27 protein-coding genes, 1 pseudogene and 1 riboswitch are annotated in these 26,969 nt (G+C 74.7%); of the genes and pseudogenes, 21 read left to right on the top strand and 7 right to left on the bottom strand.

The features are described 5' to 3' along the window. On the top strand, positions 1-508 hold a 508-nt coding region (locus ACYU8I_RS15820), incomplete at its 5' end, for an RsmB/NOP family class I SAM-dependent RNA methyltransferase (RefSeq protein ID WP_460842621.1). Between the two features lie 49 nt (positions 509-557). Here the strand turns inward: ACYU8I_RS15820 and ACYU8I_RS15815 are convergent. Further along, complete coding sequence (locus tag ACYU8I_RS15815) at positions 558-1,829, bottom strand: YeeE/YedE family protein (protein ID WP_460842619.1); 1,272 nt, start codon at positions 1,827-1,829, stop codon at positions 558-560. Between the two features lie 124 nt (positions 1,830-1,953). On the opposite strand from ACYU8I_RS15815, the gene rpe reads away from it, so the two are divergent. Further along, entirely contained in the window at positions 1,954-2,628 is a 675-nt protein-coding gene (rpe, locus tag ACYU8I_RS15810; RefSeq protein WP_460842617.1) for a ribulose-phosphate 3-epimerase, read from the top strand. A 413-nt stretch (positions 2,629-3,041) separates the two neighbouring features. After that, the gene (locus tag ACYU8I_RS15805) at positions 3,042-4,523 is read left to right on the top strand and encodes a S8 family serine peptidase (protein ID WP_460842615.1); all 1,482 of its coding nucleotides are present in this window, start codon (positions 3,042-3,044) and stop codon (positions 4,521-4,523) included. Between the two features lie 78 nt (positions 4,524-4,601). On the opposite strand, the gene ACYU8I_RS15800 is transcribed toward ACYU8I_RS15805, so the two are convergent. After that, positions 4,602-5,459, bottom strand: coding sequence for an LLM class flavin-dependent oxidoreductase (locus ACYU8I_RS15800; RefSeq protein WP_460842613.1), 858 nt, complete (start codon positions 5,457-5,459; stop codon positions 4,602-4,604). Between the two features lie 160 nt (positions 5,460-5,619). After that, a riboswitch (FMN riboswitch) is annotated at positions 5,620-5,750 on the top strand. A 123-nt stretch (positions 5,751-5,873) separates the two neighbouring features. On the opposite strand from ACYU8I_RS15800, the gene ribD reads away from it, so the two are divergent. The 8 genes and pseudogenes from ribD to ACYU8I_RS15760 form a co-directional block, all read left to right on the top strand. Then, positions 5,874-6,905 (top strand): bifunctional diaminohydroxyphosphoribosylaminopyrimidine deaminase/5-amino-6-(5-phosphoribosylamino)uracil reductase RibD, encoded by a 1,032-nt coding sequence (gene ribD / locus ACYU8I_RS15795; RefSeq protein WP_460842627.1) that lies wholly within the window; start codon positions 5,874-5,876, stop codon positions 6,903-6,905. Beyond that, on the top strand, positions 6,905-7,492 hold the full coding sequence (locus ACYU8I_RS15790) for a riboflavin synthase (protein WP_460842611.1): 588 nt from the start codon (positions 6,905-6,907) through the stop codon (positions 7,490-7,492). The genes ribD and ACYU8I_RS15790 overlap by 1 nt, the downstream gene beginning before the upstream one ends. Further along, positions 7,489-8,784 (top strand): bifunctional 3,4-dihydroxy-2-butanone-4-phosphate synthase/GTP cyclohydrolase II, encoded by a 1,296-nt coding sequence (locus ACYU8I_RS15785; RefSeq protein WP_460842609.1) that lies wholly within the window; start codon positions 7,489-7,491, stop codon positions 8,782-8,784. The genes ACYU8I_RS15790 and ACYU8I_RS15785 overlap by 4 nt, the downstream gene beginning before the upstream one ends. Next, complete coding sequence (gene ribH / locus ACYU8I_RS15780; protein ID WP_460842606.1) at positions 8,781-9,248, top strand: 6,7-dimethyl-8-ribityllumazine synthase; 468 nt, start codon at positions 8,781-8,783, stop codon at positions 9,246-9,248. Before ACYU8I_RS15785 ends, ribH begins: the two co-directional genes overlap by 4 nt. Before the next feature lie 121 nt (positions 9,249-9,369). After that, positions 9,370-9,633, top strand: a complete 264-nt coding sequence (locus tag ACYU8I_RS15775) for a phosphoribosyl-ATP diphosphatase (RefSeq protein ID WP_460842604.1) — start codon at positions 9,370-9,372, stop codon at positions 9,631-9,633. A 10-nt stretch (positions 9,634-9,643) separates the two neighbouring features. Next, on the top strand, positions 9,644-10,495 hold the full coding sequence (gene hisG, locus ACYU8I_RS15770; RefSeq protein ID WP_460842602.1) for an ATP phosphoribosyltransferase: 852 nt from the start codon (positions 9,644-9,646) through the stop codon (positions 10,493-10,495). Then, positions 10,492-10,959 (top strand): PH domain-containing protein, encoded by a 468-nt coding sequence (locus ACYU8I_RS15765; protein ID WP_460842600.1) that lies wholly within the window; start codon positions 10,492-10,494, stop codon positions 10,957-10,959. The genes hisG and ACYU8I_RS15765 overlap by 4 nt, the downstream gene beginning before the upstream one ends. Positions 10,960-11,300: 341 nt before the next feature. Next, positions 11,301-12,149: pseudogene (locus ACYU8I_RS15760) on the top strand (GNAT family N-acetyltransferase); the annotation flags it as partial. Between the two features lie 16 nt (positions 12,150-12,165). On the opposite strand, the gene ACYU8I_RS15755 reads toward ACYU8I_RS15760, so the two are convergent. Then, positions 12,166-13,869, bottom strand: coding sequence for a sensor histidine kinase (locus ACYU8I_RS15755; RefSeq protein WP_460842598.1), 1,704 nt, complete (start codon positions 13,867-13,869; stop codon positions 12,166-12,168). Next, on the bottom strand, positions 13,866-14,510 hold the full coding sequence (locus ACYU8I_RS15750; RefSeq protein WP_460842596.1) for a response regulator: 645 nt from the start codon (positions 14,508-14,510) through the stop codon (positions 13,866-13,868). The genes ACYU8I_RS15755 and ACYU8I_RS15750 overlap by 4 nt, the downstream gene beginning before the upstream one ends. 153 nt (positions 14,511-14,663) lie before the next feature. Between ACYU8I_RS15750 and ACYU8I_RS15745 the strand changes: the two genes are divergently transcribed. Then, positions 14,664-15,059 carry a hypothetical protein gene (locus ACYU8I_RS15745; protein ID WP_460842594.1) on the top strand — a complete coding sequence of 132 codons (396 nt, stop codon included), beginning with the start codon at positions 14,664-14,666 and terminating at the stop codon, positions 15,057-15,059. 4 nt (positions 15,060-15,063) lie between these two features. Here the strand turns inward: ACYU8I_RS15745 and ACYU8I_RS15740 are convergent, their stop codons facing one another. The 3 genes from ACYU8I_RS15740 to ACYU8I_RS15730 are packed head-to-tail and all read right to left on the bottom strand — an operon-like array spanning position 15,064 to position 17,339. Next, a complete protein-coding gene (locus ACYU8I_RS15740; protein ID WP_460842591.1) occupies positions 15,064-15,636 on the bottom strand; it encodes a nucleoside/nucleotide kinase family protein in 573 nt (190 codons plus the stop codon). After that, the gene (locus tag ACYU8I_RS15735; RefSeq protein ID WP_460842589.1) at positions 15,633-16,835 is read right to left on the bottom strand and encodes an alanine racemase; all 1,203 of its coding nucleotides are present in this window, start codon (positions 16,833-16,835) and stop codon (positions 15,633-15,635) included. Before ACYU8I_RS15735 ends, ACYU8I_RS15740 begins: the two co-directional genes overlap by 4 nt. 3 nt (positions 16,836-16,838) lie before the next feature. After that, positions 16,839-17,339 (bottom strand): hypothetical protein, encoded by a 501-nt coding sequence (locus ACYU8I_RS15730; RefSeq protein ID WP_460842588.1) that lies wholly within the window; start codon positions 17,337-17,339, stop codon positions 16,839-16,841. A 39-nt stretch (positions 17,340-17,378) separates the two neighbouring features. Here ACYU8I_RS15730 and ACYU8I_RS15725 point away from each other — a divergent pair, with 39 nt between their 5' ends. The 9 genes from ACYU8I_RS15725 to pheS all read left to right on the top strand — a co-directional run bounded on the left by ACYU8I_RS15725 (position 17,379) and on the right by pheS (position 26,923). Next, the gene (locus tag ACYU8I_RS15725; RefSeq protein WP_460842586.1) at positions 17,379-17,879 is read left to right on the top strand and encodes an SseB family protein; all 501 of its coding nucleotides are present in this window, start codon (positions 17,379-17,381) and stop codon (positions 17,877-17,879) included. Between the two features lie 376 nt (positions 17,880-18,255). Then, positions 18,256-19,026 (top strand): translation initiation factor IF-3, encoded by a 771-nt coding sequence (gene infC, locus ACYU8I_RS15720; protein ID WP_460842584.1) that lies wholly within the window; start codon positions 18,256-18,258, stop codon positions 19,024-19,026. 71 nt (positions 19,027-19,097) lie between these two features. Continuing rightward, positions 19,098-19,292 carry a 50S ribosomal protein L35 gene (gene rpmI / locus ACYU8I_RS15715; protein WP_460842582.1) on the top strand — a complete coding sequence of 65 codons (195 nt, stop codon included), beginning with the start codon at positions 19,098-19,100 and terminating at the stop codon, positions 19,290-19,292. A gap of 93 nt (positions 19,293-19,385) precedes the next feature. Further along, positions 19,386-19,772 carry a 50S ribosomal protein L20 gene (gene rplT / locus ACYU8I_RS15710; protein WP_460842579.1) on the top strand — a complete coding sequence of 129 codons (387 nt, stop codon included), beginning with the start codon at positions 19,386-19,388 and terminating at the stop codon, positions 19,770-19,772. 31 nt (positions 19,773-19,803) lie between these two features. After that, positions 19,804-20,610: a TrmH family RNA methyltransferase gene (locus ACYU8I_RS15705; protein WP_460842577.1), complete on the top strand. Its 807-nt coding sequence runs from the start codon at positions 19,804-19,806 to the stop codon at positions 20,608-20,610. A 693-nt stretch (positions 20,611-21,303) separates the two neighbouring features. Beyond that, positions 21,304-21,993: a response regulator transcription factor gene (locus tag ACYU8I_RS15700; protein ID WP_460842575.1), complete on the top strand. Its 690-nt coding sequence runs from the start codon at positions 21,304-21,306 to the stop codon at positions 21,991-21,993. Further along, positions 21,990-24,596 (top strand): DUF4153 domain-containing protein, encoded by a 2,607-nt coding sequence (locus tag ACYU8I_RS15695; protein ID WP_460842573.1) that lies wholly within the window; start codon positions 21,990-21,992, stop codon positions 24,594-24,596. The genes ACYU8I_RS15700 and ACYU8I_RS15695 overlap by 4 nt, the downstream gene beginning before the upstream one ends. A 17-nt stretch (positions 24,597-24,613) precedes the next feature. Then, positions 24,614-25,648: a sensor histidine kinase gene (locus ACYU8I_RS15690; RefSeq protein ID WP_460842572.1), complete on the top strand. Its 1,035-nt coding sequence runs from the start codon at positions 24,614-24,616 to the stop codon at positions 25,646-25,648. 171 nt (positions 25,649-25,819) lie between these two features. Beyond that, a complete protein-coding gene (pheS, locus tag ACYU8I_RS15685) occupies positions 25,820-26,923 on the top strand; it encodes a phenylalanine--tRNA ligase subunit alpha (RefSeq protein ID WP_460842570.1) in 1,104 nt (367 codons plus the stop codon). Positions 26,924-26,969: the final 46 nt, after the last annotated feature.

Raw genomic sequence — 26,969 nt, 5'->3', positions numbered from 1 at the left:
GCTGCTCGCCCACGAGCGAGCGCCGAGCCGGGCGACGCTGGTGCGCCAGGCGTTGCGTGCCGTGCCGACGTCGGCCGTGCTCGGCGTGGTGGCGGGCGACGGCACCGCGCCGGCCCTCGCCGCGGGTGCCTTCGACCGGGTGCTGGTCGACGCCCCGTGCTCCGGGCTCGGTGCGCTGCGGCGTCGTCCGGAGAGCCGGTGGCGCCGCCGGCGCACCGACATCGACGGCCTGGTCCCGTTGCAGCAGGGCCTGCTGGCGGCCGCCCTCGACGCGGTGCGTCCAGGCGGGGTGGTCGTCTACGCGACCTGCTCGCCCGTGGTGGCCGAGACCGCCGACGTCGTCCGCCACGCGCTCGCCTCGCGCCCCGACGTACGCCTCGAGGACGCCGCGCCGCTGCTGCCCGAGGTCAGCGACACTGCCGTCCCTGGACTGCCCGGCGCCGTCCAGCTCTGGCCCCACCGCCACGGCACCGATGCGATGTTCGTGTCGGTGCTGCGGCGGGACTGACGGGTCCTCCCGCGCGGAAGGACCTGCCCCAGGGCGACCTCCACCGCCCTCAGCAGACGGAGTCGGTGGGCTTGGGGTTGCTGAGGCCGAACAGCGGGCGCAGGGCGAGGCCGGCGGCGGTGCCGGCCAGGGCGAGCAGGCCCCAGATCCAGCCGTGCAGGCTGAAGGAGGCGATGCCGCCGAAGTAGGCGCCGATGTTGCAGCCGAACGCGATCCGGGCGCCGTACCCCATGAGGACGCCGCCGGCGACCGAGCCGAGCACCAGCCTGCCGGGGATCCGCCGGTGGGTGATGAAGGCGCCCGCCAGGGCGGAGGCGACGAGGGCGCCGAGGATGATCCCGAGGTCCATCACCGAGGTCTTCTCGGCGAGCACGCCGGCCTGGTACTTCGCGAGGTTGGCGGGGTCCTGCCAGAAGCCCCACGCGAGCACGTCGACGCCGACGACGTCGAGGAGCTTCGAGCCCCACAGGGCGAAGGCGAAGGTGATCCCCCACGCGCCGCCCGACACCCACAGCGTCAGCGCGTTGAGGCCGGCGAGCAGCAGCGCGCCGACCCACAGCGGCCACGAGCCCCGCAGGGCCCGGGCGAGGCCACGGCGGGCGACCGGGGCGCGGTCGACCGGCGGCACCTGGGCGCGCCGGCGCCCCACGACGTACGTCGACCCCACGATACCGCCGACGACGACCATGGTGATGACCCAGGCCCCGGCGTAGCCGAAGGGCTGCACCTCGGCCAGCGAGACGGGAGCGAAGGCGGGCAGGCCGGTCCAGAACCCGAAGGTGTAGGCGCCCAGGACGGAGCCCGCGACGAAGCCGCCGAGGGTGATGAGGATGGCGGTCTGCCCGCTGCCGACGGCGAACAGCGTGCCGGAGGCGCAGGAGCCACCCAGCTGCATCCCCACGCCGAACATGAAGGCGCCGACCACCACGCCGAAGCCGATCGGGGCCAGCGTCGGCGCGGCGGGCACGCCCTGCCAGGCGACGCCGGAGGCGAGGATCGGGGCGAACAACGTGGCCGCCACCGCGATCATCAGCATGTGGGCCCGCAGACCGGTGCCGTTGCGCACCGCCACCAGCTGGCGCCAGGCGGAGGTGAACCCGAAACGGCTGTGGAAGAGCACGAAGCCGAGCGCCGTGCCGATCGCGAAGAGCACGCCGGGCACGAGTCCGGAGCGCAGCCAGATGACGGCGCCGAGCGCGACGGCGGCCGCGAGGCCGGCCACGACGACTCCCAGCTGCGACGGGGGAGCGGTGTCGGCCTGCGCAGCGGTGCGGGCGGACGCGCTGACGTGCGTGCGGGTGGGTCCTGCGGTGGTGGACACCGGGCCTCCTCGAGCGCCTGGGGCAGAGAGATCAGGGCAACGTGGTCATGGTCGACGCGGGTGGCGACCTCGTCCCGAACCGCGGTCCTGCTCGTGCTGTTCCCTCACTACGCTGGGCCGCACCATGGGCATCCAGATCACGCCGAGCGTCCTCAACGCCGACCTGTCCCGCCTCGCCGACGAGGTGACGCGGATCCCGAGCGCCGACTGGGTGCACGTCGACGTCATGGACGGCCACTTCGTGCCCAACCTCACGCTCGGCGTCCCCGTGGTCGAGGCGCTCGCGCGCCACAGCGCGCTGCCCCTCGACGTGCACCTGATGATCGAGGACCCCGACCGGTGGGCCCCGGCGTACGCCGAGGCGGGTGCGGGCTCGGTGACCTTCCACCTCGAGGCGGCGACCGCGCCCGTCAAGCTCGCCCGTGACCTGCGGGCGCAGGGCGCGCGGGCCTCGATGGCGATCCGCCCCGCCACCCCCGTCGACGCCGCCGCCCACGTGCTCGGTGAGCTCGACATGCTGCTCGTGATGACCGTCGAGCCCGGTTTCGGCGGCCAGGAGTTCCTCGACCTGTGCCTGCCCAAGATCCGCCGCGCCCGCCAGCTCGTCGCCGACGCCGGCCTCGACGTGTGGGTCCAGGTCGACGGCGGCGTCTCGGCCGAGACCATCGAGCGTTGCGCCGAGGCCGGCGCCGACGTCTTCGTCGCCGGTTCGGCCGTGTACTCCGCCGACGACCCCGACGCCGTGGTCACCCAGCTCAAGGGGCTCGCCGAAGCCGCGTCCGCCCTCCCCGCTCGCTGAGGCAGGGACCGTCTCGACGGGGCCGCCCCTTCGTGGCTCGCTGCGCTCGCACCTCAGGGAGCGGGGGTGCGGCCGTTCGAGGCGCGAGCGGGACGTCACGAGGGGGCGCCTTTCGCGGCTCGCTGCGCTCGCACCTCAGGGAGCGGGGGTGGAGCGGACGTTCCCCGAGGAGGCCCGCGAGGCACGAGCGGGGCGTCACGAGGGGGCCCCTTCGTGGCTCGCTGCGCTCGCAACCTCAGGGGGGTCGGGGCACCTCGACGAGCCCTGCATGATCCGGAAGGGCCACGTCTGTGTAGTCATCTCGGGCCAGGCGGGCGTGACCTGGGTCTCGGTCGGTCGTTGTGCTGCTCGTCCGCCCGGGGCGCCGACCGACGGCGCCGGTGACCGGCAGCGGCCGACGGAAGCGAGACTCCGTGCGAACCCGATCCCCGCGCCGTACCACCGGCAGCCTGGCTGCCGGCGCAGCGGCCGTGCTGGCCCTCGGCCTGCTGGCCGCCCCGCAGAGTGCCACCGCGGCCGACGACCAGGCGGCAGCCGACCAGCCGGCCCGACTGTCCGACTTCCTGTCCGACCAGCTCGGCTCGCTCACCGGCTCGACCACCGTGATGGTGCACGGCGAGTCGCTGGCCGCGGCCCGCGACGCCGTCGCCGCCTCGGGCCTGACGAAGCGCAGCGAGTTCGCCAAGATCGGCGTCGTCGTCGCGAAGGGCTCCGAGGCGCAGATCGAGTCCGTGCGGTCCGAGCCGGGCGTGACGTACGTCGAGGGCGCCGCCGCGCCGATCACGTTCTCCCAGGAGACGTCGAACACCGCCACCCGTGGCCTCGAGGCCACCCAGACGCTGAGCGGCGCCGACGGCTCCCGGCTCACGGGCAAGGGCGTGTCGGTCGGCGTGATCGACTCCGGCGTCGACCCGAACCACCCGTACTTCAAGGGGGCCGACGGCAGCAGGGCCGTCGTCGCCAACCTCAAGACCCTCTGCGACCCGACCGAGACGCTCTGCACCGTGCAGCGCGTCCCGGGCATCGTCGACACCGACACCCTCTCCGTCGGTGGCCACGGCACCCACGTCAGCGGGATCGTCGCGGGCCGGCCGACCACGCTGACCTCGGGTGAGAAGCTCCAGGGCGCGGCCCCGGGCGCCAAGGTCGTCTCCGTCTCCACCGGCGCCGCGCTCGTCATCCTGGGCGCCGACTCCGCGCTCAACTGGGTGCTGGAGAACCACGAGGCCCCGTGCGGCGCCGGCGTCTCCGCGGCCCAGTGCCCGCCGATCAAGGTCACCAACAACTCCTACGGCCCCTCCGGCGGCGGCGAGTTCGACCCCGAGTCGGCCACGGTCAAGCTGCAGCGCGCGCTGGCCGCCGAGGGCGTCCTGACCGTCTGGGCGGCCGGCAACGACGGTGGCGACGGCTCGACGTCGCTCACCAACCCGCCCGGCCAGGACCCGACCCCGGGCATCATCTCGGTCGCGTCGTACTTCGACGAGAACACCGGCACCCGCGACGGCAAGGTCTCCGAGTACTCCTCGCGCGGCCTCGCCAGCGACCCGTCGACCTGGCCCGACCTGTCGGCCCCGGGCGAGGACATCACCTCGTCGTGCCGCCCCTACCTGCCGATCTGCTCGACCGGGCTCGACTTCAAGAACGGCCCCGGCCCGCTCGACGTCGGCACCTTCAACACCATCAGCGGCACGTCCATGGCGGCCCCTCACGTCGCCGGGATCGTGGCGCAGCTGTTCCAGGCCGTGCCCGACGCCACCCCCGCGCAGATCGAGCTCGCCCTGACCTCGACCGCGTACCAGTTCACCGACGGTGCGCCGTACGTGAGCGGCACGAGCTACGACAAGGGCACCGGTCTCGTCGACGTCGTCGCCGCCGTGGAGGCCCTGCGCGGCTGACCCGCGGGCGCTCCGACCGGGCCCGGCACTGTTCTTGGGAGTGGTGCCGGGCCCTGGCGCGTCCTGGCGTCAGTGCGGTCAGGCGCGGGCGGCGGCGACCTGCTCGAGCACTCTCGGGTCGCCCTGGTACGGCGACCCGGCGCGCGGCCAGTGCACGACCACGTCGGTGAAGCCGAGCTCCTCGGCGCGGCCGACCATGTCGGTGAAGCGCACGACGCTGTCGAGCGAGAAGACGGGTGAGGAGTCGAGGTTGAGGTAGCGCGGTACGTCGGCCGGCTCACGGCCGGCCTTCTCGACTGCCTGGTCGAAGGTCTCGCGAGCGTCAGCCAGACCGCCCCACCACTGCTCCAGGGTGTCGGCCGGGCGGCCCGTGGTGATCCAGCCGTCGCCGGTGCGAGCGGCGTACCGCACCGACCGCGGCCCGTTGGCCGCCACGAGCAGCGGCACCTCGCGCACCCGCGGCAGGGTCCGGGCGTCGCGGGCGGAGAACCACCGGCCGTCGGCGTCGACGTGGTCCTCGGCGCGCAGCCGGACGAGCAGGTCGGCGAACTCCTGGAACCGCTCGACGCGCTCGCCGACGCTGAGGTCGTCGCCGGCCAGGATCCGCGAGTCGAGGTCACCGCCCGTGCCCACGCCGAGCAGGAACCGGCCCGCGGAGAGGTCGTCGAGGGACTGCACGTCGCGCCACAGCGTCACCGGGTGGCGGAAGTTGGGTGAGGACACGAACGTCCCGAGCCGGATCCGCTCGGTCACGAGCGCCGCGGCGGTCAGCGTCGGGGTGGTGCCGAACCAGTCCGAGTCGGGCAACCCGCCCCACACCAGGTGGTCGTAGGTCCACGCGTGGTCGAACCCCATCTCCTCCACGGCCCGCCACCGCGGCTCCGCCTCCGCCCAGCGGAGGTCCGGCAGGATCACGACGCCCACGCGCACAGTCATGGCCCGACCCTAGAGGTCCGTGACCCCGTGTCACGGCTGGAGCGAGGGCAGCCGTCGGACGCATCGGGATCACCGATCCCGACCTCGACCGGCGGCGTCGCGTGGCGGACCTCACGGCGCCGGCGCGGACCCGCTGTGGCAGGCTGGACGTGAGCAATGCTCGCGTGCTCTGGGGGCGGTGGAACTCCGCACCGGCGGTGAAAGTCCGCGACCCGGCCGCTGCCAGCGGCCGGTTGACCAGGTGGAACTCCTGGACCGACGGTCAAAGTCCGGATGAGAAGACGCACGCGGCGCGGGCCGCCGTCGGTGGTGCGCGCCGGACCCCCTGGTCACGTGGGCGCCCTGACCCGCCGTGACCCGAGGAGTCCCGTGACCGCCGCGCCGCCGACCGCGCCGCTCACCGAGCGCGCCGCGATGCAGCGTGCGCTGGGGCTGGCGGCCACGCCGGGGGTGCCGTTCGGGCCCAACCCCCGCGTCGGGTGCGTGCTGCTGGCCGCCGACGGCGCGGTGCTGGGGGAGGGCTTCCACCAGGGGGCGGGCACGCCCCACGCCGAGGTCGCGGCGCTGACCGCCGCCCGGGTCGCGAAGCAGGACGTTCGCGGTGCGACGGCGGTGGTGACGCTGGAGCCCTGCAACCACACCGGACGCACCGGGCCCTGCGTCGACGCGCTGCTCGCGGCGGGCGTCGCCCGCGTGGTGGTCGCGCAGCGCGACCCCAACCCCGTGGCGGCCGGTGGCCTGGAGCGACTCGCTGGTGCGGGCGTCGCGGTCGAGCACGGCCTGCTGGCGGAGCAGGCCGAGGCGCTCAACCGGGGCTGGGCCTTCGGTCTCGTGCGCGCCCGCCCGCTCGTGACCTGGAAGTTCGCGGCGACGCTCGACGGGCGCAGCGCCGCGGCCGACGGCTCCAGCCGATGGGTCTCGGGCCCCGAGTCGCGCCTCGACACGCACCGGCTGCGTGCTCGGAGCGACGTGATGATGGTCGGCACCGGCACCGTCGCGACCGACGACCCGCGCCTCACCGTGCGCGACGCGCAGGGCCATCCGCTCGCCCACCAGCCGCTCCGCGCGATCGTCGGCACCCGCGAGCTCGCCCCCGACCGGCGCGTGCTCGACGACGAGGCCGAGACCGTGCTGCTGCGCACCCGCGACCCCCACGCGGCGCTCGCGACGCTGTTCGACCTGGGCCGGCGCCACGTCTTCCTCGAGGGCGGTCCGACGCTGGCGGGGGCCTTCCTGCGCGCCGGCCTCGTCGACGAGGTCGTGGCGTACGTCGCCCCCCGGCTGCTCGGCGCCGGCCCCACGGCCGTCGGCGACCTCGGCATCACCACGATGGCCGACGCGTTGCACCTCGACGTCACCGACGTGCGGGTGCTCGGCGAGGGTGCCGACACCAACGTCCGGCTCGTCATGACCCCGCTCACCCACCACACCGAGGAGCACCCCTGATGTTCACCGGCATCGTCGAGGAGCTCGGGCACGTCGTCTCCCTGGAGGACCAGGGAGACGCGGTCCGGCTCACCGTCCAGGCCCCGCTCGTCACGGCCGACGCCGCGCTCGGCGACTCGATCGCCGTCAACGGCTGCTGCCTCACGGTGGCCGAGCAGCGCGGCGACACGTTCACCGCCGACGTCATGCGCCAGACCCTCGAGCTGACCTCGCTCGGCTCGCTCCGGCAGCGCTCCCCGGTCAACCTCGAGCGCGCGGTCCTCCCGACGACCCGCCTGGGGGGCCACCTGGTGCAGGGGCACGTCGACGGCACCGGCGAGGTGCTGCGTCGTACGCCGAGCAAGCACTGGGACGTCGTCGAGGTCTCGCTGCCCACGCACCTCGCCCGCTACCTCGTGCCCCAGGGCTCCATCACCGTCGACGGGGTCAGCCTCACCGTCGTCGACGTCACCGAGGAGTCCTTCAGCGTCAGCCTGATCCCCGAGACGCTCGCCCGCACCGTGCTCGGCGAGCGCGGCGCCGGGGAGACCGTCAACCTCGAGGTGGACGTGATCGCCAAGTACGTCGAGAAGATGGTGAGCCGATGAGCGACGACCAGATCCGCCTCGACCGCGTCGAGGACGCCGTCGCCGACATCGCCGCCGGCAAGGCCGTCGTCGTGGTCGACGACGCCGACCGCGAGAACGAGGGCGACATCATCTTCGCCGCAGCGAGGGCCACGCCCGAGCTGATGGCGTTCACCATCCGCCACTCCAGCGGCGTGATCTGCGTGCCGATGCCGGCCGCCATGCTCGACCGGCTCGAGATCCCGCTGATGACGCCGCACAACCGCGACAAGATGCGGACGGCGTACACCATCTCGGTCGACGCGCGCGACGGCGTCAGCACCGGGATCTCGGCCGCCGACCGAGCCCACACGGCGCGCGTCCTGGCCGACTCGGCGACCGAGCCGTGGGAGATCACCCGGCCCGGCCACGTCTTCCCGCTGCGCTACCGCGAGGGCGGCGTGCTGGTACGTCGTGGGCACACCGAGGCAGCCGTCGACCTCGCGAAGCTCGCGGGCCTGACGCCCGCGGGCGTGCTCGTCGAGGTGGTCAACGACGACGGCACCATGAAGCGGGGCCAGGAGCTGCGCGACTTCGCCGACGAGCACGGGCTGCGGCTGATCTCGATCGACCAGCTGGTGCACCACCGTCGCCGCACCGAGTCGCACGTCGTGCGCGTCGCGGAGACGCGGCTGCCGACGTCGGCGGGCGAGTTCACCGCCGTCGGCTACCGCATCACCGTCGACGGCAGCGAGCACGTGGCGCTCGTCCACGGCGGGCTCGACGCGCTGCGCGACGGCGAGCCGGTGCTGACCCGGGTGCACAGCGAGTGCCTCACCGGTGACGTCTTCGGCTCCCAGCGCTGCGACTGCGGACCCCAGCTGCACGAGGCGATGGAGCGCATCGTCGAGGAGGGTCGCGGCGTCGTGGTCTACCTGCGCGGTCACGAGGGCCGCGGCATCGGGCTGCTCGCGAAGCTGCAGGCCTACCAGCTGCAAGACGGCGGCCGCGACACCGTCGACGCCAACCTCGACCTCGGTCTGCCCGCCGACGCCCGCCACTACGGTGCGGCGACGCAGGTGCTGCGCGACCTCGGCGTCACCTCGGTGCGGCTGCTGACCAACAACCCCGCCAAGGTCGAGGGGCTGGAGGCGTACGGCGTCACCGTCACCGAGCGCGCGCCGCTCACCCCCCACCCCAACGACCACAACCTCGCCTACCTGATGACCAAGCGCGACCGCATGGGTCACCGGCTCGACGAGCTCACCACCCCCAGCCCGAGCGACCGGCACGAGCCCCTCGACGGGCTGCCGAGGACAGGAGACCCCGCATGAGCGGCCACGGAGCCCCCAGCGACACCCCGGTCGACTGCAGCGACCTGCGCGTCGCCGTCGTCGCCAGCAGCTGGCACGCCCAGGTCATGGACGGACTGGTGGCGGGCGCCGAGCGCGCGCTGGCGGCGTACGGCGTCACCCGCAGCCGGGTCGTGCGCGTGCCCGGCTCCTTCGAGCTGCCGGTCGCCGCCCAGTCGCTGGCCCGCGAGCACGACGTCGTCGTGGCTCTGGGCGTGGTCATCCGGGGCGGCACGCCGCACTTCGACTACGTCTGCGCGGCCGCCACCGACGGCCTGGTGCGGGTCTCGCTCGACGCGGGCGTGCCCGTGGGCTTCGGGCTGCTCACCTGCGACACCGAGCAGCAGGCCCTCGACCGCGCCGGCCTCGAGGGCAGCACCGAGGACAAGGGCTACGAGGCGACCGCGGCGGCTCTCGGCACGGCCCGCACCCTGCGCGACCTCTGACGCCGCGGTGGGGCGACCGGCCCTGCTGCCCCGCACGGCACCCTCGTAGGCTTGCCCCGGCCACCTCCGGTGCGCCGGGGCGTCGTACGACGGCGTCCCCCGGGTCAGACGACAGGCAGCGATGAAGACGTTCGAGGAGCTCTGGAGCGAGCTCGGCGAGAAGGCACGCACCCGTCCCGAGGGCTCCGGCACCGTCGCCGCCCTCGACGCGGGCGTCCACCAGATCGGCAAGAAGCTGGTCGAGGAGGCTGCGGAGTCCTGGATGGCGGCCGAGCACGAGGGGCCCGAGCGCGCTGCCGAGGAGATCAGCCAGCTGCTCTACCACGCGCAGGTGCTGATGCTCGCGAGCGGCCTCACCCTCGACGACGTCTACGCCCACCTCTGAGGAGGACCCCATGACCGCACCCCTGCGCGTCGCCGTCCCCAACAAGGGGGCGCTGAGCGAGGCCGCCTCCGGCATGCTCCGCGAGGCCGGCTACCGCCAACGCACCGACAGCAAGCAGCTGACGGTGATGGACACCGACAACGACGTCGAGTTCTTCTACCTGCGCCCGCGCGACATCGCGCTGTACGTCGGCGAGGGCACGCTCGACGTCGGCATCACCGGGCGCGACCTGCTGCTCGACTCCGGCGCCAAGGCCGAGGAGGTACGCCGCCTCGGCTTCGGCCGCTCGCGCTTCCGCTTCGCCGCCCGCCCGGGCGTGCTCGGCTCGCTCGACGACCTCTCGGGCAAGCGGATCGCCACCTCCTACGTCGGGGTGGTGCGTCGCTACCTGGAGGACAACGGGCTCCAGGCCGAGGTGGTGCGTCTCGACGGTGCGGTCGAGAGCAGCATCCAGCTCGGCGTGGCCGACGTCGTGGCCGACGTCGTCGAGACCGGCAGCACCCTCAAGGCCGCGGGCCTGGAGATCTCCGGCGACGTCATCCTCGAGTCCGAGGCCGTGATGGTCGCGCGCGCCGGCACCGAGCCCGACGGCATGGAGGTCTTCACCCGGCGCATCGACGGCGTGCTCGTCGCCCGCAGCTACCTGATGATGGACTACGACATCGACGAGGCCCACCTCGACGCCGCCGTCGCGCTCACCCCCGGTCTCGAGGGGCCGACCATCTCCCCGCTCCACCGCGAGGGCTGGGTCGCCGTACGCGCCATGGTGCCGCGCGACGGCGCGCAGAAGCTGATGGACGAGCTCTACGCGCTCGGCGCCCGCGCGATCCTGCTCACCGACATCCACGCCTGCCGGCTGTGAGCGACCAGCGGCACGCGCCCACCCCGCCGCCCGAGCTGCCGCGCACCTGGCGCCCGCTCGGCGCCCTGGTCGCGGTGCTGGTCTTCGGCACGGCGCTGGTCGTGCTGTGCGGTTTCGTCTGGTACGCCCTCGACCCCTCCGACCGGGCGCAGTTCACGGTCTTCCAGCGCATCACCCTGGTCGTGCTGATGATCATGTTCTTCGCCTGCTACCACGCGCTGGTGCGCTCGCGGGTCGTCGCGACCGACGCCGGCGTGACCGTGGTCAACGGCTACCGCACGCGCCGCTTCGAGTACCCCCAGATCGTGCGGGTCTCGCTCGGCCGGGGCGCCCCCTGGGGCACCCTCGACCTCTCCGACGGCACCACCGTGTCGATGATCGGCATCCAGAACAGCGACGGCGACCGCGCCCGCCGGGCCATCCGCGAGCTGCGGGCCGCCGTCGCCGCCCACACCCCCACCTGACCGACCCCCACCCTCGCCGAGGGGTCACTCCCTGACGGCCGAGAAGTCACTCCCTGACGGCCGAGGGGTCACTCCCTGACGGCCGAGGGGTCACTCCCTGACGGCCGAGAAGTCACTCGCGAGCTCCTCGCGTGCCAGCGAGTGACCCCTCGCGTGCCAGCGAGTGACTCTTCGGGTGCCAGCGAGTGACTCCTCGGGTGCCAGGGAGTGACTCCTCGGCGGGGAAATCGGGGTGCGTGAGGGGAGGTGGCGTCCGTAGGGTCCGGGGCGTGGACGACACGAGCACGACCTGGACGGTGCGGGCCGCCACCCGGGGCGACGCGGAGGCGGTGACGGCCCTGATGGCCGCGGCCGAGGCGGCCGACAGCACCGACGAGCACCACGACCTCGACGACGTGCTCGAGATGCTCGACGACCCGCAGGTCGACCTGAGCCGCGACTGGCTGGTCGCCGAGCAGGACGGCGTGCTGGTGGGGCAGTGCCACCTGGTGCCTCGGGCTCCGGTGCTCGGGGTGCAGAAGCTCTACGTCGAGGGCACCACGCACCCCGAGCACCGCGGCCGCGGCATCGGCGACGACCTGCTCGGCCGGGCCGTCGCGCGCGGTCGGGAGCACGCCGCCGAGCACGGCGCCCGGGCCGTGCTGTCCGCCACCGCTCCCTCCGACATGCCGGACGCCGAGGCGCTGCACCGCGCGCACGGGCTGGTGCCCGACCGGTGGACCTTCGTCATGGAAGCCGACCTCGACGGCCTCGTCGCGCCGCCCGAGCCGCCCGCCGGCTTCCGGCTCGAGACGTGGGAGGACGCCGACCCTGCCGAGCTGCTCGCCGCCCACAACGCCGCGTTCGTCGACCACCCGGGCTCGACCCCGTGGAGCGAGCAGATGTGGCAGCAGTGGGTGACCGGGTCCCGCAACGACCGGCCCGCCCTGAGCATCGTGCTGCGCGACGAGACCGCCGGCGGCACGGTGGCGGCGTACGTCCACAGCCTGGAGTACGAGGCCGTCGAGGCGGTGACCGGGCGGCGCGAGACGTTCATCGGCAAGGTCGGCACGGTCCCGGCGTACCGACGGCGCGGCCTCGCCGCGCTGGTGCTGCGCCACGCGATGTGGCGCCACGCGCAGGCGGGGTACGCCGCGACGTCGCTCGACGTCGACTCGGTCAACCCGTCCGGGGCCAACGCGCTCTACGAGTCGGTCGGGTTCCGCGTCACCCGGACGTGGACGAACTTCCTGCTCGAGGCGTGGGCGGCAGGCACGCCCGTACCGCGCCCCCGGTGGGCGTCGGGCCGGCCTCGAGCGTGCCGCCGACCTCGGCGGCACGCTCGCGCATCGACTCCAGGCCCACGCCGGGGGTCCAGGCGGCGCAGCAGCCACCGTCGTCGACCACCTCCACCTCGAGCCCATCGCCTCGCGCCGTCAGCGTCACCCGGACCGCCGACCCGGGGGCGTGCCGGGCGGCGTTGGTGGCCGCCTCGACCACGATCCGGTACGCCGCCACCTCGACCGCCGCGGGCAGGTCGAGCGCCTCGCCCGTCACCAGCGCCGGGACCGCCAGCTGGCCCAGCGCCTGGCGCAGCGCCCCGAGCAGCCCGAGCTCGTCGAGGGCGGGCGGCCGCAGGCCGTAGACCAGCCGGCGCACGTCGTCGAGGGCGCTGTCGGCCTGCTCGCGCACGGTGGCGAGCAGGGCACCGGCGGCGTCGGGGTCGTGGCGCAGCAGGTTGCGTGCGGCGTCGGTCGTCAGTGCGAGGCCCGACAACAGAGGCCCCAGTCCGTCGTGCAGGTCGCGGCGCAACCGGCGACGCTCGTCCTGCAGCGCCAGGACCGTGTCGGCCCGCGACCGGCTCACCTGCTCGCTCAGCGCGTGCAGCCGCAGTGCCTGCCCGAGCAGCGGGCCCGCCAGCGACAGCAACCGCTCGTCGGCGCGACCCAGGCGGGTGTCGCCGTCGCGCAGACCCACCTCGAGCTCGGGCAGGTCCTCGCCGAGCCACACCCGCACCGTCTCGCCGGGGCGTCGGCCCGAGGTCAGGGGAGGCTCTCCCAGCACTGCTGCCCACGGCACGGCGAGCGCGCGGCGCACGGCGTCCAACGACTCGGACGGGTCCTCACCCAGCGAGCGGGTCACCAGCCCGACCGCCGCCAGCGGCTCGGACCGCACGCCGACCAGCTCGCCGACGGTGGCGCGCAGCAGCCGCTGACCCGGGGCGTACGCCGCACCGAGCGCGGCGGCGGTGAGCCCGAGCAGCGACAACGCCTGCCACTGTGGCAGCGCCTCGAGGGCTGGCGCGCCGACCCCGACGACCAGGGCCAGCACCGTCAGCGCGGCCGCAGCGTGGGCGACGCCGTCGACGACCAGGGTGCGGGCGTCGGCCACCTCGGGCAGCCTGACGCCCACGACGAGGGCGGGGCCGACGACCCCGAGTGGCAGGAGCGCCCAGGGAGAGGCCGTGTCGGCCCCGCTGAGCGCGAAGGCCACGACGAGGCTCGCGAGCAGGCCGGAGCCCAGGGCGAGGGCCAGCCAGGTCACCGACCGGCGCTCGGCGCCGGTGCTGCGCACCAGCGACCAGCCGACGTGCGCGACGACCACGAGCAGGACCGTGAGCAGCATGGCGTCGGTCGCCTCCGGCCAGAGCAGCGCGAGCGTGCTGGCCCCGACCACGGTGAGGAGGACGAGTGCATCGAGCGGCTCGCGCACCCGAGCGCGCGGGTAGGTCAGCACCACGAGCGGGGCGAGCAGCAGCGACACGAGGGTGCCCGCCACCTCGCCGACCGGGCCGCCCCTGCTCGCCACCACGAGGGCGGCCCCGGCGATGAGCATGCTCGCGGCAGCGACACGGGCGCACCCCCGCACGAGCAGCAGGACTGCCGGGACCACCAGCGACCCGGCGACGGTCGCCGCGAGCAGGGCCGTCACCGACCGAGGCCCTCGTCGCGGGCACGGACGATGGCGGTCGCCCGGTCGGCCACCTCGAGCTTGGCGAAGACCGCGGTGAGGTGGTTGCTCACCGTCTTGGGCGACAGGTGCAGCGCCTCGGCGATCGCCGACGTACGGCGGCCCCGCGCGAGGTGGTCGAGGATGTCGCGCTCGCGGGCGGTGAGGGTGGGGAAGGGATGGTCGGGCGCGGTCGGCGTCGGCCCGCCGAGCAGGCCCAGCACGCGTGCTGCCACGGAGGGTCCGAACACGGCCTGCCCAGCCGCGACCGCGATCACGGCGCTGCGGATCTCCTCCTGGGAGGCGCCCTTGAGCAGGTAGCCCCGGGCACCGGCCTGCATGGCGGTGAAGACGGTCGCGTCGTCGTCGTACATCGTCATCACCAGCACAGCGACGTCTGGGGCCGCGACACGGAGGCGGCGCGTGGCCTCGACGCCGTCCACGCCCGGCATGCGGACGTCCATCAGCACGACGTCGGGCCGCAGCAGCAAGGTCTCGCGCACGGCCGACGCACCGTCGACCGCCTCGCCCACCACCTCCATGTCGGGCACCGTGTCGACGAGCGCGCGCAGGCCGGTGCGCACGACGGGGTGGTCGTCGACCACGAGCAGGCGCACGCTCATCCGCACATCATCGTGGCGTTCGGGGTCCGGCGCACCCGGGAAGTCCTTCCCTGCGGTCGGGACGCCGGGGGAGGATCCGGGGAAGGTCGGCCCTGTCGCCGGGACCCGCAGCGATCGGAGCCTGGGCGGACCCGATCGACCCAGGAGGTCCCCATGAGCACCACCACCCAGACCGACCCGAGCCCCACCCTCGCTCCCCGCCGGCGCCAGCGCGTGGGCCTCGCTCTCGCCGGCCTCTTCTTCCTGACCAACCTGCCCAGCGCCTTCGTGCCGGGGTCGCCCGACGGCGAGGTCGGCCCGCCCTTCGAGATCCTGCTGGCCGACACCCTGCTCGCCGCGGTGGGGCTGGTCGCGGTCCTGGCGGCGTGGCGCACCGGCCGACGGGCGGCGCTGAGCGTGCTCGCGGGCTGCGTCGTGCTGATCCTGCTGACGATGGTGCCCGCGTTCTTCGTCGACGTGCCCGCGTGGGTCAAGAGCCTGACCGCGCTCTCCGTGCTGTGGGGACTCGCCTGCGTGGTGCTGTCGCTCGGCGGGCGCTCCGGGCGCTGACACGTCACTCGGCCAGCAGCGACCCGTCGCGGCCGTCGACGAGCAGGTGGGCGCGCTCGCGGGTGCGCTCGCGGGCGAAGAGCCGCTGCTCGTCGGCGGCCCACTGCTCCCAGTACGGCGCGAAGGCCTCGCCGTCGCGCTCGAGCCCGCGCCGCAGCCGCAGCTCGCGCGGCGCCTCCACCCACACCAGCAGGTCGGCGGAGCGCCAGCAGCCGGAGCCGACGCCCTCGACGACCACGAGCGGTCCGGGCTCGACCACGTGCTCCTTGGCCCAGCCGTCGGCGTGCCAGTCCCAGCGCCGGTAGCGCCCGGGCCGCCCGTCGACCAGCGGTCCGAGCAGCCCGTCGAGCTGCCGGTCGACGTGCGCCAGGCCCGACCAGCCCTCGAAAAGGTCGTCCATGTGCACGATCCTCGCGCCGCTCACCGCCTGCGCCACGGCCGCCGCGAGCGTGGTCTTGCCCGACCCCGCCGGGCCGTCGACGCAGAGCACCGGCGCGACGGACCCGGTGGTCGCGCGGCCGTCACGAGACCCCCGAGCTTCCAGTGCCGCCAGCACGGCTCTGACGGCCTCGCTCACCAGGCCAGCCCGAGGCCGCGGTACGTCGGGACGGTGTCGACCACGGCGCCGCCGCGGACGAGGTGCACGACGTCGGCGTGCTCCATCAGCTCGCCGGCCTTGGCGTGGCGGAACCACACGCGGTCGCCGACCGCCAGGCGGCCGGCGGCGCGACCCGTGACCGGCGTCTGCACCTCGCCGGCGCCCTCGAGCGAGGTGAGCGAGAGACCGGGCGGCGCCCACGGCAGCGGCAGCCGGTCGCGGCCGGCGGCGCCGCTGGCGACGAACCCGCCGCCGGCCAGCGTCGCGACCCGGCGGCCGGGGCGTCGTACGACGGGGAGGGCGAAGTACGCCGCCGGGCGCGGGGCGAAGCTGCGGTAGTGGTCGAACAGCCCCGGCACGAGCAGCCCCGAGCCGGCGGCGACCTCGGTGACGTGCGGGTCGGCGGCGGCCTCGGCGACGTCGCCGGACCCGCCGGCGTTCCACAGCTCGAGGGGTCCGACCGAGTCGGCGAGCGCCTGCGCGAGGACGGTACGCCGCTCGGCGAGCTGTGCGAGCGACGCCGCCTTGACCCGTCGTACGACGACCGAGCGCAGCCGGGACCCGGGCACGGCGTCGGGCACGCCGGCGACCTGGCCCTCGTAGGTCATCAACCCGCGCACGACGAACCCGAGGTCGACGGCGCGCCGGGCCAGCGCGACGAACGCGGTGTCGCTGCGCAGCGGCGAGCGCCGGGGCCCGACCGCGAGCGGCCCGCGCCGCCACCCCGCGTCGACGTCGATCGCGACCCGCACGCCGCGGTGGTCGCCCGCGGCGCGCGCGAGGTCGAGGTGGGCGACGTCGTCGACCATCAGCGTGACCCGGGAGCGGGCGTGGTCGTCGGCCAGCAACCTCGCGAGGGCACCGCGGTCGACCGTGGGGTAGCCGAGCAGCACGTCGTCGACGGCGCCCTCGCCCACGAGCCACAGCGCCTCGCGCAGCGTGTAGCCGAGCACGCCGTGCCACCGGGGTCGGTCGAGCACGTGGCGCAGCAGGGCGGGCACGCGGATGCTCTTGGAGGCCAGGCGCAGCGGCGTGCCGTCGGCGCGACGTTCCAGGTCGACGGCGTTGGCCTCGAGCGCGTCGAGGTCGACCACCACCAGCGGGTGGCGCGGGTCGTCGAGGCGGTCGACGGCCCGGTCGAGGCGCTGCGCCAGCACGCGACGCTCGGCGGCCGTCACGGCTCAGATGCCGTGCTTCTTGAGGATCGCCTCGATCTCGTCCATGTCGTCGTCGCGGGGGCCCTGCTTCGCGCCGCCGGCGGCGGGGCGGGCAGGTGCGGGGGCTTCCGCGGCAGGAGCGGCGCCGACCTGTCGGCGGGCGCGCTCGCCCTTGCGCACGGCCTTCTCGGCCGCCTTGCCGCTCACCCCGATGCCACGGGCGGCGAGCATGCCGGCGAGCACCCACAGCACGACCGCGACGCCGGCGAGCGCGACCCCCGACCAGACGACGGGGGAGAGCACGAGCCGGGTGGCCCACGACGAGACCTCCCCGCAGACCGCGACGAGCAGGCGCAGCGTGCCCGTGAGCAGCGCGGCGAGGGGCAGCAGGCTCAGCGCGACGCCCTTGAGACCCGCGGCCAGCCCCCGACGGCGGTAGGCCACCCACGACAGCGCACCGCCCAGGACGGTCAGCGTCAGGGCGAGGGCGGTCCAGGTGGTCTGGTCGAGGCTGCTGCCGTCCATGCCGCCAGGGTACGGGCCGGGGCTGGGAGGATGGCCGGCGTGAAGAGCATCCCCGACCCCGGGTTCGCCGGCGACGAGGGCCGCGTCGACCCGGCCGTGGCGGCCGCCCTGACGGCGTACGACGCCTCGCCCACCGACCGCGCGCGGGGCCTGGCGGTCGTCGCGGCCCTGCAGGAGTCGCGCGTGCTGGTGCCGGTGGTCGCGGTGGCGGGGGAGACCGAGGTCGACGAGCAGGGGCTGACCCGCGAGAAGACCACCGACATGGCGGCGGTGCTGATGACCGGGCGCGGGGGACGCCAGGCGCTGCTCGCGTTCTCCGGGCTCGACCGGCTGCAGCGCTGGGACCCGACCGCGCGCCCCGTGCCGGTGTCGCTCGCCGACGCCGCCCGCTCCGCGGTGCAGCAGCAGGCCGACGCCCTCGTCCTTGACGTCGCCGGCCCGGTCCTGTTCCCGCTCGACGCCGACCTCCTCCGCCCCCTCGCCGACGGCCACCGCCTGCTCCGCCTCCCCGACGGCGGGTGGGGGTGGGCACTGCCCTGAGGGGGTGCGAAATCCCCGGTCAGCCGGGGAACTCGTCACTCGTGCACCGTGATCTCGGCCGACAAGTGACGAAACAGGCCGACCAGTCGACTGCCCCCGAGGGCCTGGCGCGGCCGCACCTCGCACCATCGCTCCCTGAGGAGCCCCGCGACGGACGAGCGGGGTGTCACGCAGGGGCGGCGTACCGCCGATGTGCATCACCGGCCCCCTGCCGGTAACCTGTCCTGTGGACCGACCGCGCCCCCTGGGCGTGGTCCGACAAGCGGAGGCCTCCTCCCACCCGCACCGGCCGCAGCACCACCAGGTCGTCGGGTTTCCGGTCCGGGTGAGACCGCACGCGCAGGCGTGCGGGCGTGACCCGTTCCCCGAGGCTCCCGTGCGTCGCACGGGGGCCTTCGTCGTCCCGGGCAGAAAAGCCGGCCGGCGAGCGTTCTCCTGGGGTCCCACGCACACCCATCCAGGAGGACCCATCAGCACCGAGCTCCGCATCAACGACCGGATCCGCGTTCCCGAGGTCCGGCTCGTCGGACCCAACGGCGAGACCGTCGGCATCGTCTCGACCGGGGACGCGCTGCGTCTCGCCCAGGAGGCCGACCTCGACCTCGTCGAGATCGCCCCGATGGGCAAGCCCCCGGTCTGCAAGCTCATGGACTACGGCAAGTTCAAGTACGAGAACGCCCAGAAGGCCCGCGAGTCCCGTCGCAACCAGAGCAACACCGTGATCAAGGAGATGAAGCTCCGGCCCAAGATCGACTCGCACGACTACGAGACCAAGAAGGGTCACGTCGTGCGCTTCCTGCGCCAGGGCGACAAGGTCAAGATCACGATCATGTTCCGCGGCCGCGAGCAGCACCGCCCCGAGCTGGGCTACCGGCTGCTGCAGAAGCTCGCCGAGGACGTCAACGAGCTGGGCTTCGTCGAGAGCAACCCCAAGCAGGACGGCCGCAACATGACCATGGTCATCGGCCCCCTGAAGAAGAAGGCCGAGGCCCAGGCCGAGGTCAAGGCCGCCAAGGAGGTCCGCGCCGCGGCCCTCAAGGCCGAGCGCGAGGAGGAGCACGCCGAGCGTGCCGCCAACCGCGCCGCCCCCGGCCCCAAGAAGGCGCGCGGCCGCTCCGAGAACCTCGACCCCGAGATCGAGGCCTGAGCGGCGGCTCCGGCCCCCACGACACCCCCGGTACGCCGCTGCGCGCCGGGCCGCACGAGAGAAGGAAGTCAATGCCGAAGAACAAGACGCACTCCGGTGCCTCGAAGCGCTTCCGCGTCACCGGTTCGGGCAAGATCCGTCGCCAGAAGGCGGGCATGCGCCACAACCTCGAGAAGAAGGCGTCCAACGTCACCCGTCGCCTGTCCGGCACCACCGAGGTCGCCAAGGCCGACGTGCCCAAGGTCAAGAAGCTGCTCGGCCGCTGAGCCGTCGTCCCACCCGAACCAACGGCCGGCACCCGACCACGGGCACGGCCGGCGCCGCCTGACGGCGCCACCGACTGACAAGGAGTCACCCACATGGCACGCGTGAAGCGGGCGGTCAACGCCCAGAAGAAGCGCCGCGTCACCCTCGAGCGCGCCTCGGGCTACCGCGGCCAGCGCTCGCGGCTCTACCGCAAGGCCAAGGAGCAGGTCACCCACTCCCTGGTCTACAGCTACAACGACCGCCGCAAGAAGAAGGGCGACTTCCGTCGCCTCTGGATCCAGCGGATCAACGCCGCGGCGCGCGCCGAGGGCATCACCTACAACCGCTTCGTCCAGGGCCTCAAGGCCGCGGGCGTCGAGGTCGACCGCAAGGTCCTGGCCGACCTGGCCGTCACCGACCCGGCCGCCTTCTCGGCCCTGGTCGCGACCGCCAAGGCCGCGCTGCCCGAGGACGTCAACGCCCCCGTCGACGCGGCCTGACCTCCCCCTCGCAGCACAGCACGACCACGACGTGGCGAGCCTCCCACCCGAGCCGGTCCTCACGACCCGCTCCGGGCGCCTGAAGCAGGCGCGGAGGCTCGCCCGTCGTCGTTCCCGCACCGAGACCGGGCTGTTCCTCGCCGAGGGCGCCAAGGCGGTCCGCGAGGCGCTGACGGTGGCCGGCAACCTCGTCGAGGTCTTCGCGACCCCCGAGGCGTACGCCGCCCACGGCGACCTCCGCGCCGCCGACCCCGACGTGCCCTGGCACGTGACCGATCCTGATGCCGTCGCCTCGCTCGCCGGGGCCGTCACCCCCCAGGGACTCGTCGCCGTCTGCCGCGCGCTCGACGTACCGCTCGTCGACGTGCTCGCCACCTCCGGCGACCTCGTGGTCTGCGCCGACGTGCGCGACCCCGGCAACGCCGGCACCGTGATCCGCACCGCCGACGCCTCGGGCGCCACCGGCCTCGTGCTCGCCGGGCACAGCGTCGATCCCTACAACGACAAGACGGTCCGGGCGACGGTCGGCAGCCTGTGGCACCTCCCGGTCGCGCTCGAGACCGACGCCGCCGCCGTGGTCGAGGCCGTACGCCGCTCCGGCCGGCTCGTCCTCGCCGCCGACGGCGCGGGCGAGGTCGACCTGTTCGCCGCCGAGGCCGACGGCCTGCTCGACCGCCCCGTCGCCTGGCTGCTCGGCAACGAGGCCTGGGGCCTGCCCGACGAGCTCGCCGCCCTCGCCGACCACCGCGTCGCCATCCCCATCCGCGGCCGTGCCGAGTCCCTCAACCTCGCCACCGCCGCCGCCGTCTGCCTCTACGCCACCGCCCGCCGCCGCTGAGTCGGTCCGTACGTCTTCTCGCTGATCGAGCGTGCCGAGGCCACGGCCGCGCCCTTCGTGACGCCCGCTCGTCCCTCGCGGGCTCCTCAGGGTGCGGTAGCTGCTGTTGCTCCCTGAGGTGCGAGCGGAGCGAGCCACGAGGGGCGGCGCTTCGTGACGCCCGCTCGTCCCTCGCGGGCTCCTCAGGGACCGGGGGCGCGCTGGTCTCGACAGGCTCGACCAGCGGGTGGTGCCGGTCCCTGAGGTGCGAGCGGAGCGAGCCACGAAGGGCGGCCCTTCGTGACGCCCGCTCGTCCCTCGCGGGCTCCTCAGGGAGCGGCAGCTGCTGTTGCTCCCTGAGGTGCGAGCGGAGCGAGCCACGAAGGGGCGTGCAACCGGCTGGTCGAGCCTGTCGAGGCGGTGGTCGCGCCCTTCGTGACGCCCGCTCGTACCTCGCGGGCTCCTCAGGGAGCGGGGCTCGGGGAGCGGTAGCTGCTGTCGCTCCCTGGGGTGCGAGCGGAGCGAGCCGTGAAGAGCGGCGGCCCTTCGTGACGCCCGCTCGTTCCCCGCGGGCTCCCAGGGAGCGGGGCTCAGCCTCGCGGGCTCCTCAGCGAGCAGGGATCGGCGAGCCACCGGGGGAGGGGCGGCGTACCTGCACGGAACCTTCACAGCAGACTCACGCGTCCTGACGGCTCGCGCTCATAGCCTCCCTGCATGAGCACAGCGCTGATCCTCGTCGTGGAGGACGAGCCGGTGATCCACGAGGCGGTGGCCGACCGGCTGCGGGCGGAGGGGCACCGGGTGGTGTCGGCGTACGACGGGCCGGCCGCGGTCGCGGTGCACGCCGAGCACGAGCCCGACCTGGTGCTGCTGGACGTGATGCTGCCGGGGTTCGACGGGCTCGAGGTGTGCCGGCGGATCCAGGCGGTGCGGCCGACGCCGGTGCTGATGCTGACCGCACGCGACGACGAGTCCGACGTGCTGGTGGGGCTCGGGGTCGGGGCGGACGACTACCTGACCAAGCCGTTCCGGATGCGCGAGCTGGTGGCGCGGGTCTCGGCGCTGCTGCGCCGGGTGGAGCGGGCCCGTGAGCTCGCGGCAGCGCCCACCCCGGTGACGACGGTGGGCGCCCTGCGGCTCGACCCTGCGGCGCGGCGGGCGTGGGTCGCCGACGTCGAGGTGCACCTGACGCCGACCGAGCTCGACCTGGCGCTGGCGCTCGCGAGGCGTCCCGGCGAGGTGCTGCGGCGCGAGCGGCTGCTGGCCGAGGTGTGGGGCTGGGAGGGCGGCGAGGGCGCGACCCGCACGGTCGACAGCCACGTGCGCTCGCTGCGCGCCAAGATCGGCGCCGACCGGGTCCGCACCGCCCACGGCGTCGGCTACGCGCTGGAGGCCCGGCCGTGAGCCAGACGGTGGGGGAGGCGCTGGTCGACCCGCCGCAGCCGCTGCGCGGGGTGCGCTCGCTCAAGCTCAAGCTGGGCCTGCTGGTCTCCGTCAGCGTGCTGGTCGCCACGGTGCTGGCCACCCTGGGCGCCGCGGCGGTGCCGGCGTGGCTGTCGATCCCCGTGACCGTCGCGCTCGCCCTCGCGGTGACGCAGCTGCTCGCGCGGGGCATGACCGCGCCGCTGCGGCAGATGATCGACGCCGCCCGGCGGATGGCGGCGGGCGACTACGACGCCAGGGTCACGACCTCGTCGCGCGACGAGGTCGGCGAGCTGGCGCGTGCCTTCAGCGCGATGGCGGGCGACCTCGCCGACGTCGACCGGCAGCGACGCGAGCTGGTCGGCAGCGTCTCGCACGAGCTCCGCACGCCGTTGACCGCGCTCACCGCGCTGCTCGAGAACCTCCACGACGGCGTCACCCGGCCCGACGCCGCCACCATCGCCCCGGCGCTGCAGCAGGCCGAGCGGCTCGGCGCGCTGGTCGACGACCTGCTCGACCTCTCACGGGTCGACGCCGGGGTGACGCCCCTGCGCCGTCGCGAGGTCGCGATGGTCGACCTGCTGCGCGACGCGGCCGCCGCGGCGGCCCCCGTCGCCGCGGCGCGGGAGGTCGCCGTCGAGGTCGTGGTCGAGCCCGACGACCTCGTGGTCGAGGTCGATCCCGACCGGCTGCACCAGGCCGTGGCCAACCTGCTCGACAACGCCACGCGGCACGCCCCCGCCGGTGGCACCGTGCGGGTCGACGTACGCCGCACCCCGGGCGCCGTGCGCCTCGACGTCGCCGACGACGGCCCCGGCATCGACCCGGCCGACCGGGACCGGGTCATCGAGCGGTTCGGCACCGCCGGCACCCCCGTCACCGCGGGGACCGGCGGCACCGGTCTCGGCCTGGCGATCGTGCGCTGGGTCGCCGAGCTGCACGGCGGTCGCGTCGCCGTCGTCGAGCCGCCCTCCGGCCGCGGCGCCCTGGTGCGCCTCGAGCTGCCCACGAGCGCCGACCGCCCGCTCGCCCCCGTCCCGCCCGTCCCACCCGCGCCCAGGAGGCCCGAGATGACGTCCACCCCCGTCCTGACGCCCGCACCGACCGCGACGCCGCCGGGCGGAGGCACGACCGACGAGCTGTTCGGCTCCTGGTGGCCGGAGTCGCTGCCCGGTCGTCCGCGCGTGGTGCTGGCGGCGCTCGCCGTCGGCGTCCTCGCCGCGGTCGCCGTGCCCGACCACGCGCTCGGCCTCGGGGGCACGCTCGTGCTCCTCGCCGGTGGTGGGGTGGTGTGGTGGGTCTCGCCGCGGCGCCGGTCGCCGTACGTCGTCGCCAGCGCGCTCGTGGCCGCCGGCCTCGCACTGGTGCCCACGCTGCGCGACGCGGAGTGGATCGGCGTGCTGGGCGTGCTCGCCGCCGGGGTGCTGGTGCCGACGGCGCTGACCGACGGGCGCACCGTCCGCGGGGTGGTGGCCTCGGTGCTGGCGTGGCCGCTCGCCGGACTGCGCGGGATGCCCTGGCTCGGCCGCAGCGTCCGCGCCCTCGCCGGGCCCGGCCAGGGTCTCGCCGTCGCCCGTACGGCGCTCGCCTCGCTCCTCGCCGCGCTCGTCTTCGGGCTGCTCTTCGCCAGTGCCGACGCGGTCTTCGGGCAGTGGTTCCGGGCGATCGCGCCCGACACCGGCGACGTCGTGGTGGCGCGCATCTTCGTCGCCGTGGCCGTCGGCGGCGTGGTGCTCGCGGCGGCGTACCTCGCCCTCAACCCGCCCCGCGTCGAGGGTCGCGACGCCGCGACTCGCGCCCGCGGCCGGCGCTACGAGTGGCTGGTGCCGCTGCTGGTCGTCGACGCCGTGTTCGCGCTGTTCCTGCTGGCCCAGGTCACGGCCGTCGTCGGGGGAGCGGCGTACGTCGAGCGCACCACCGGCTTCACCTACGCCTCCTACGCGCGGGAGGGCTTCGCCCAGCTGACCGTGGCGACGGCGCTCACCCTGGTGGTGCTGGCGCTCGCGGGTCGTCGCGCCGACCGCGACGACGCCGCCGACCGTCGCTGGCTGCGGCTCGGCGCCGGGCTGCTGTGCGCGCTGACCCTGCTGGTGGTGGGCTCGGCGATGTCGCGGATGTGGCTCTACACCGAGGCCTACGGGCTGACCTCGCTGCGGCTGCTGGTGTGGGTCTTCGAGGGCTGGCTCGCCCTGGTCGTGCTGGCCCTGCTCGGCTCCGGCGTGCGGCTGCGGGCCGCCTGGGTGCCGCGCGCCGCCGTGCTCAGCGGGGCCGTGACGCTGCTCGCCCTCGCCGTCGCCAACCCCGACGGGGTGGTCGCGCGGGTCAACGTCGACCGGTTCGAGGCCGGTGGCCGGCTCGACCCGTACTACCTCTCCGGCCTCAGCGACGACGCCGTGCCCGCCCTGGTCGCCCTGCCCGACGCCGAGCTCGCCTGCGCCCTGCCCGACGCCGCTCGGGCACGCGCACGGGGGGAGACCGTGGAGGGCGAGGACTCGTGGTTCGCCGCCAACCTGGGGCGGCTGCGCGCCGACCAGGTGCTCCTGGCGCGCTCGGCGCCCGTCGAGGCGTGCGCCGGGGCGTCGTAGCCCCCTAGGGTCGGGGCGTGGACGAGCTGCTGGACCGCTTCCCCGACGGGCTGCTGCTGGCCGACGCCGACGGCGTCGTCACCCACGTCAACGACTCGGCCCGTCGCCTGCTCGGCGCCGACGCCGCGCCCGGCCGGCCGCTCGGCGAGGCGCTCGCGCTGCAGGACACCGAAGGCTGCGAGTGGGTCGAGACCAACACGCCGTACGCCGGCCTGGCGAGCCGCACCGGCGTGCCCGAGCAGTCGTGGCTGACCGCCGACGGCACCGAGGTGCTCACCACGGCCCGCATCGACCGGGAGAGCCGCGGGGGGCCCGTGCGCAGCGTCGCCGTGGTGGTGCGCTCGGGGCGCGGCCGCGAGCGGCTCGACCGCGACCGCTCCGACCTCGTCGCCACCGTCGCCCACGAGCTGCGCTCGCCGCTGACGGGGGTCAAGGGTTTCGTCGGCACGCTGCTGCGGCGCTGGGACAGCCTCAACGACGAGCAGAAGAAGCTCATGCTCACCACCGTCCACGTCGACGCCGAGCGGCTGACGCGGCTCATCACCGAGCTTCTCGACGTGGCGCGCATCGACACCGGCCGGCTGCCGCTCTACCCCCGTGAGGTCGACGCCGCCGTCATCGTCGAGCGGGTCGTGTCCGCCGCCCGCACCGGCACCACCCGCGAGATCACCCTCGACGTCGCGGGCGACCTGCCCCCCGTCTTCGCCGACCCCGACAAGCTCACCCAGGTCGTCGGCAACCTCGTCGACAACGGCCTGCGCCACGGCGACGGCACGGTCGCGGTCTCGCTCGCGCCGCTCTCGCCGGCGGCCGGAGCGGCGTACGACGGGGTGCTGCTGCGGGTCGACGACGAGGGCGGGGGCATCGAGGAGGCGATGCGCTCCCGGGTGTTCACCAAGTTCTGGAAGGGCGGCACCCGCGGCGGCACCGGGCTGGGCATGTACATCGTCGGCGGCCTCGTCCACGCCCACGGCGGCGAGATCGAGATCTCCGACGTCCCCACCGGCGGCGCCCGCCTCGACGTCCGCTGGCCGGCCGGCGACCGGCGCTGACTACCCGCTCAGGCGGGTAATCAGTGACTTGTCGGCTGTTGCAACACGCGCCAGGTCACCGAGAAGCGCGCCCAGTCGAGGCTCGCGGCAACCGGTTGGCCCGGGCCGCGCCCCGCTTCCTAGACTGTGCGGCGGCCCAGGTCAGGGCCAGCCACGACGCGAGAGGCACGCATGTCCGGCCCGAACTCCGAGTACGACCCGGTCCAGGTGACCCCGCTCGACGAGGAGCACGTCGCGCAGATGCTCGCCGAGGCGCTCGCGGCCATCGACGGCGCGACCGACCTCGAGGAGCTCAGGGCCGTCCGCACGGCGCACGCCGGCGACCGGAGCCCGATCGCCCTGGCCAACCGCGAGATCGGCGCGCTTCCCCCGGCGGCCCGCAAGGACGCCGGCGCCCGCGTCGGCAGGGCTCGGGGCGAGGTCAACCGCGCCGTGGCGGCTCGCCAGGTCGACCTCGAGGCCGAGGCCGAGGCCCGCATGCTCGTCGAGGAGACCGTCGACGTCACGCTGCCGTGGGACCGCCGCCCCCGGGGCGCCCGCCACCCGCTGACCATGCTCGCCGAGCGGATCGCCGACGTCTTCGTCGCCATGGGCTGGGAGGTCGCCGAGGGCCCGCTCGTCGAGGCCGAGTGGCTCAACTTCGACGCCCTCAACCTCGGCCCCGACCACCCGGCCCGCACCATGCAGGACACCTTCTGGGCCGACCCGGCCGAGCACCACCTCGTGCTCCGCACCCAGACCAGCCCGGTGCAGGCCCGCGCGATGCTCACCCGCACGCCCCCGATCTACGTCGTCAGCCCGGGCCGGGTGTTCCGCACCGACGAGTACGACGCCACGCACTCGCCGATGTTCCACCAGGTCGAGGGCCTGGTCGTCGACGAGGGCATCACCATGGCGCACCTCAAGGGCACCCTCGACCACTTCGCCGCCGCGATGTTCGGCGAGGGCATCTCGACGCGCTTCCGGCCGTCGTACTTCCCCTTCACCGAGCCCTCCGCCGAGGTCGACCTGCGCTGCTTCGTCTGTCGCGGCGCGAGCCCGGCGGTCGCGTCCTGCCGCACCTGCAAGGGCGAGGGCTGGATCGAGTGGGGCGGCTGCGGCGTGGTCAACCCCCGCGTGCTGGTGGCCTGCGGCGTCGACCCGGATCGCTTCACCGGCTTCGCGTTCGGCATGGGCATCGACCGCACCCTGATGTTCCGTCACGGCGTCTCCGACATGCGCGACATGTTCGAGGGCGACGTCCGCTTCTCGACCCCCTTCGGAGCTGATCTCTGATGAGCACCCCACCACGCCACTCGCTTCGCTCGCGCCGCGTCGGGGA

It is taken from the genome of Nocardioides marmoraquaticus, from assembly GCF_054777915.1.
The sequence above is the reverse complement of the archived record's forward strand: the minus strand, read 5'-3'. Positions and strand labels throughout refer to the sequence as shown.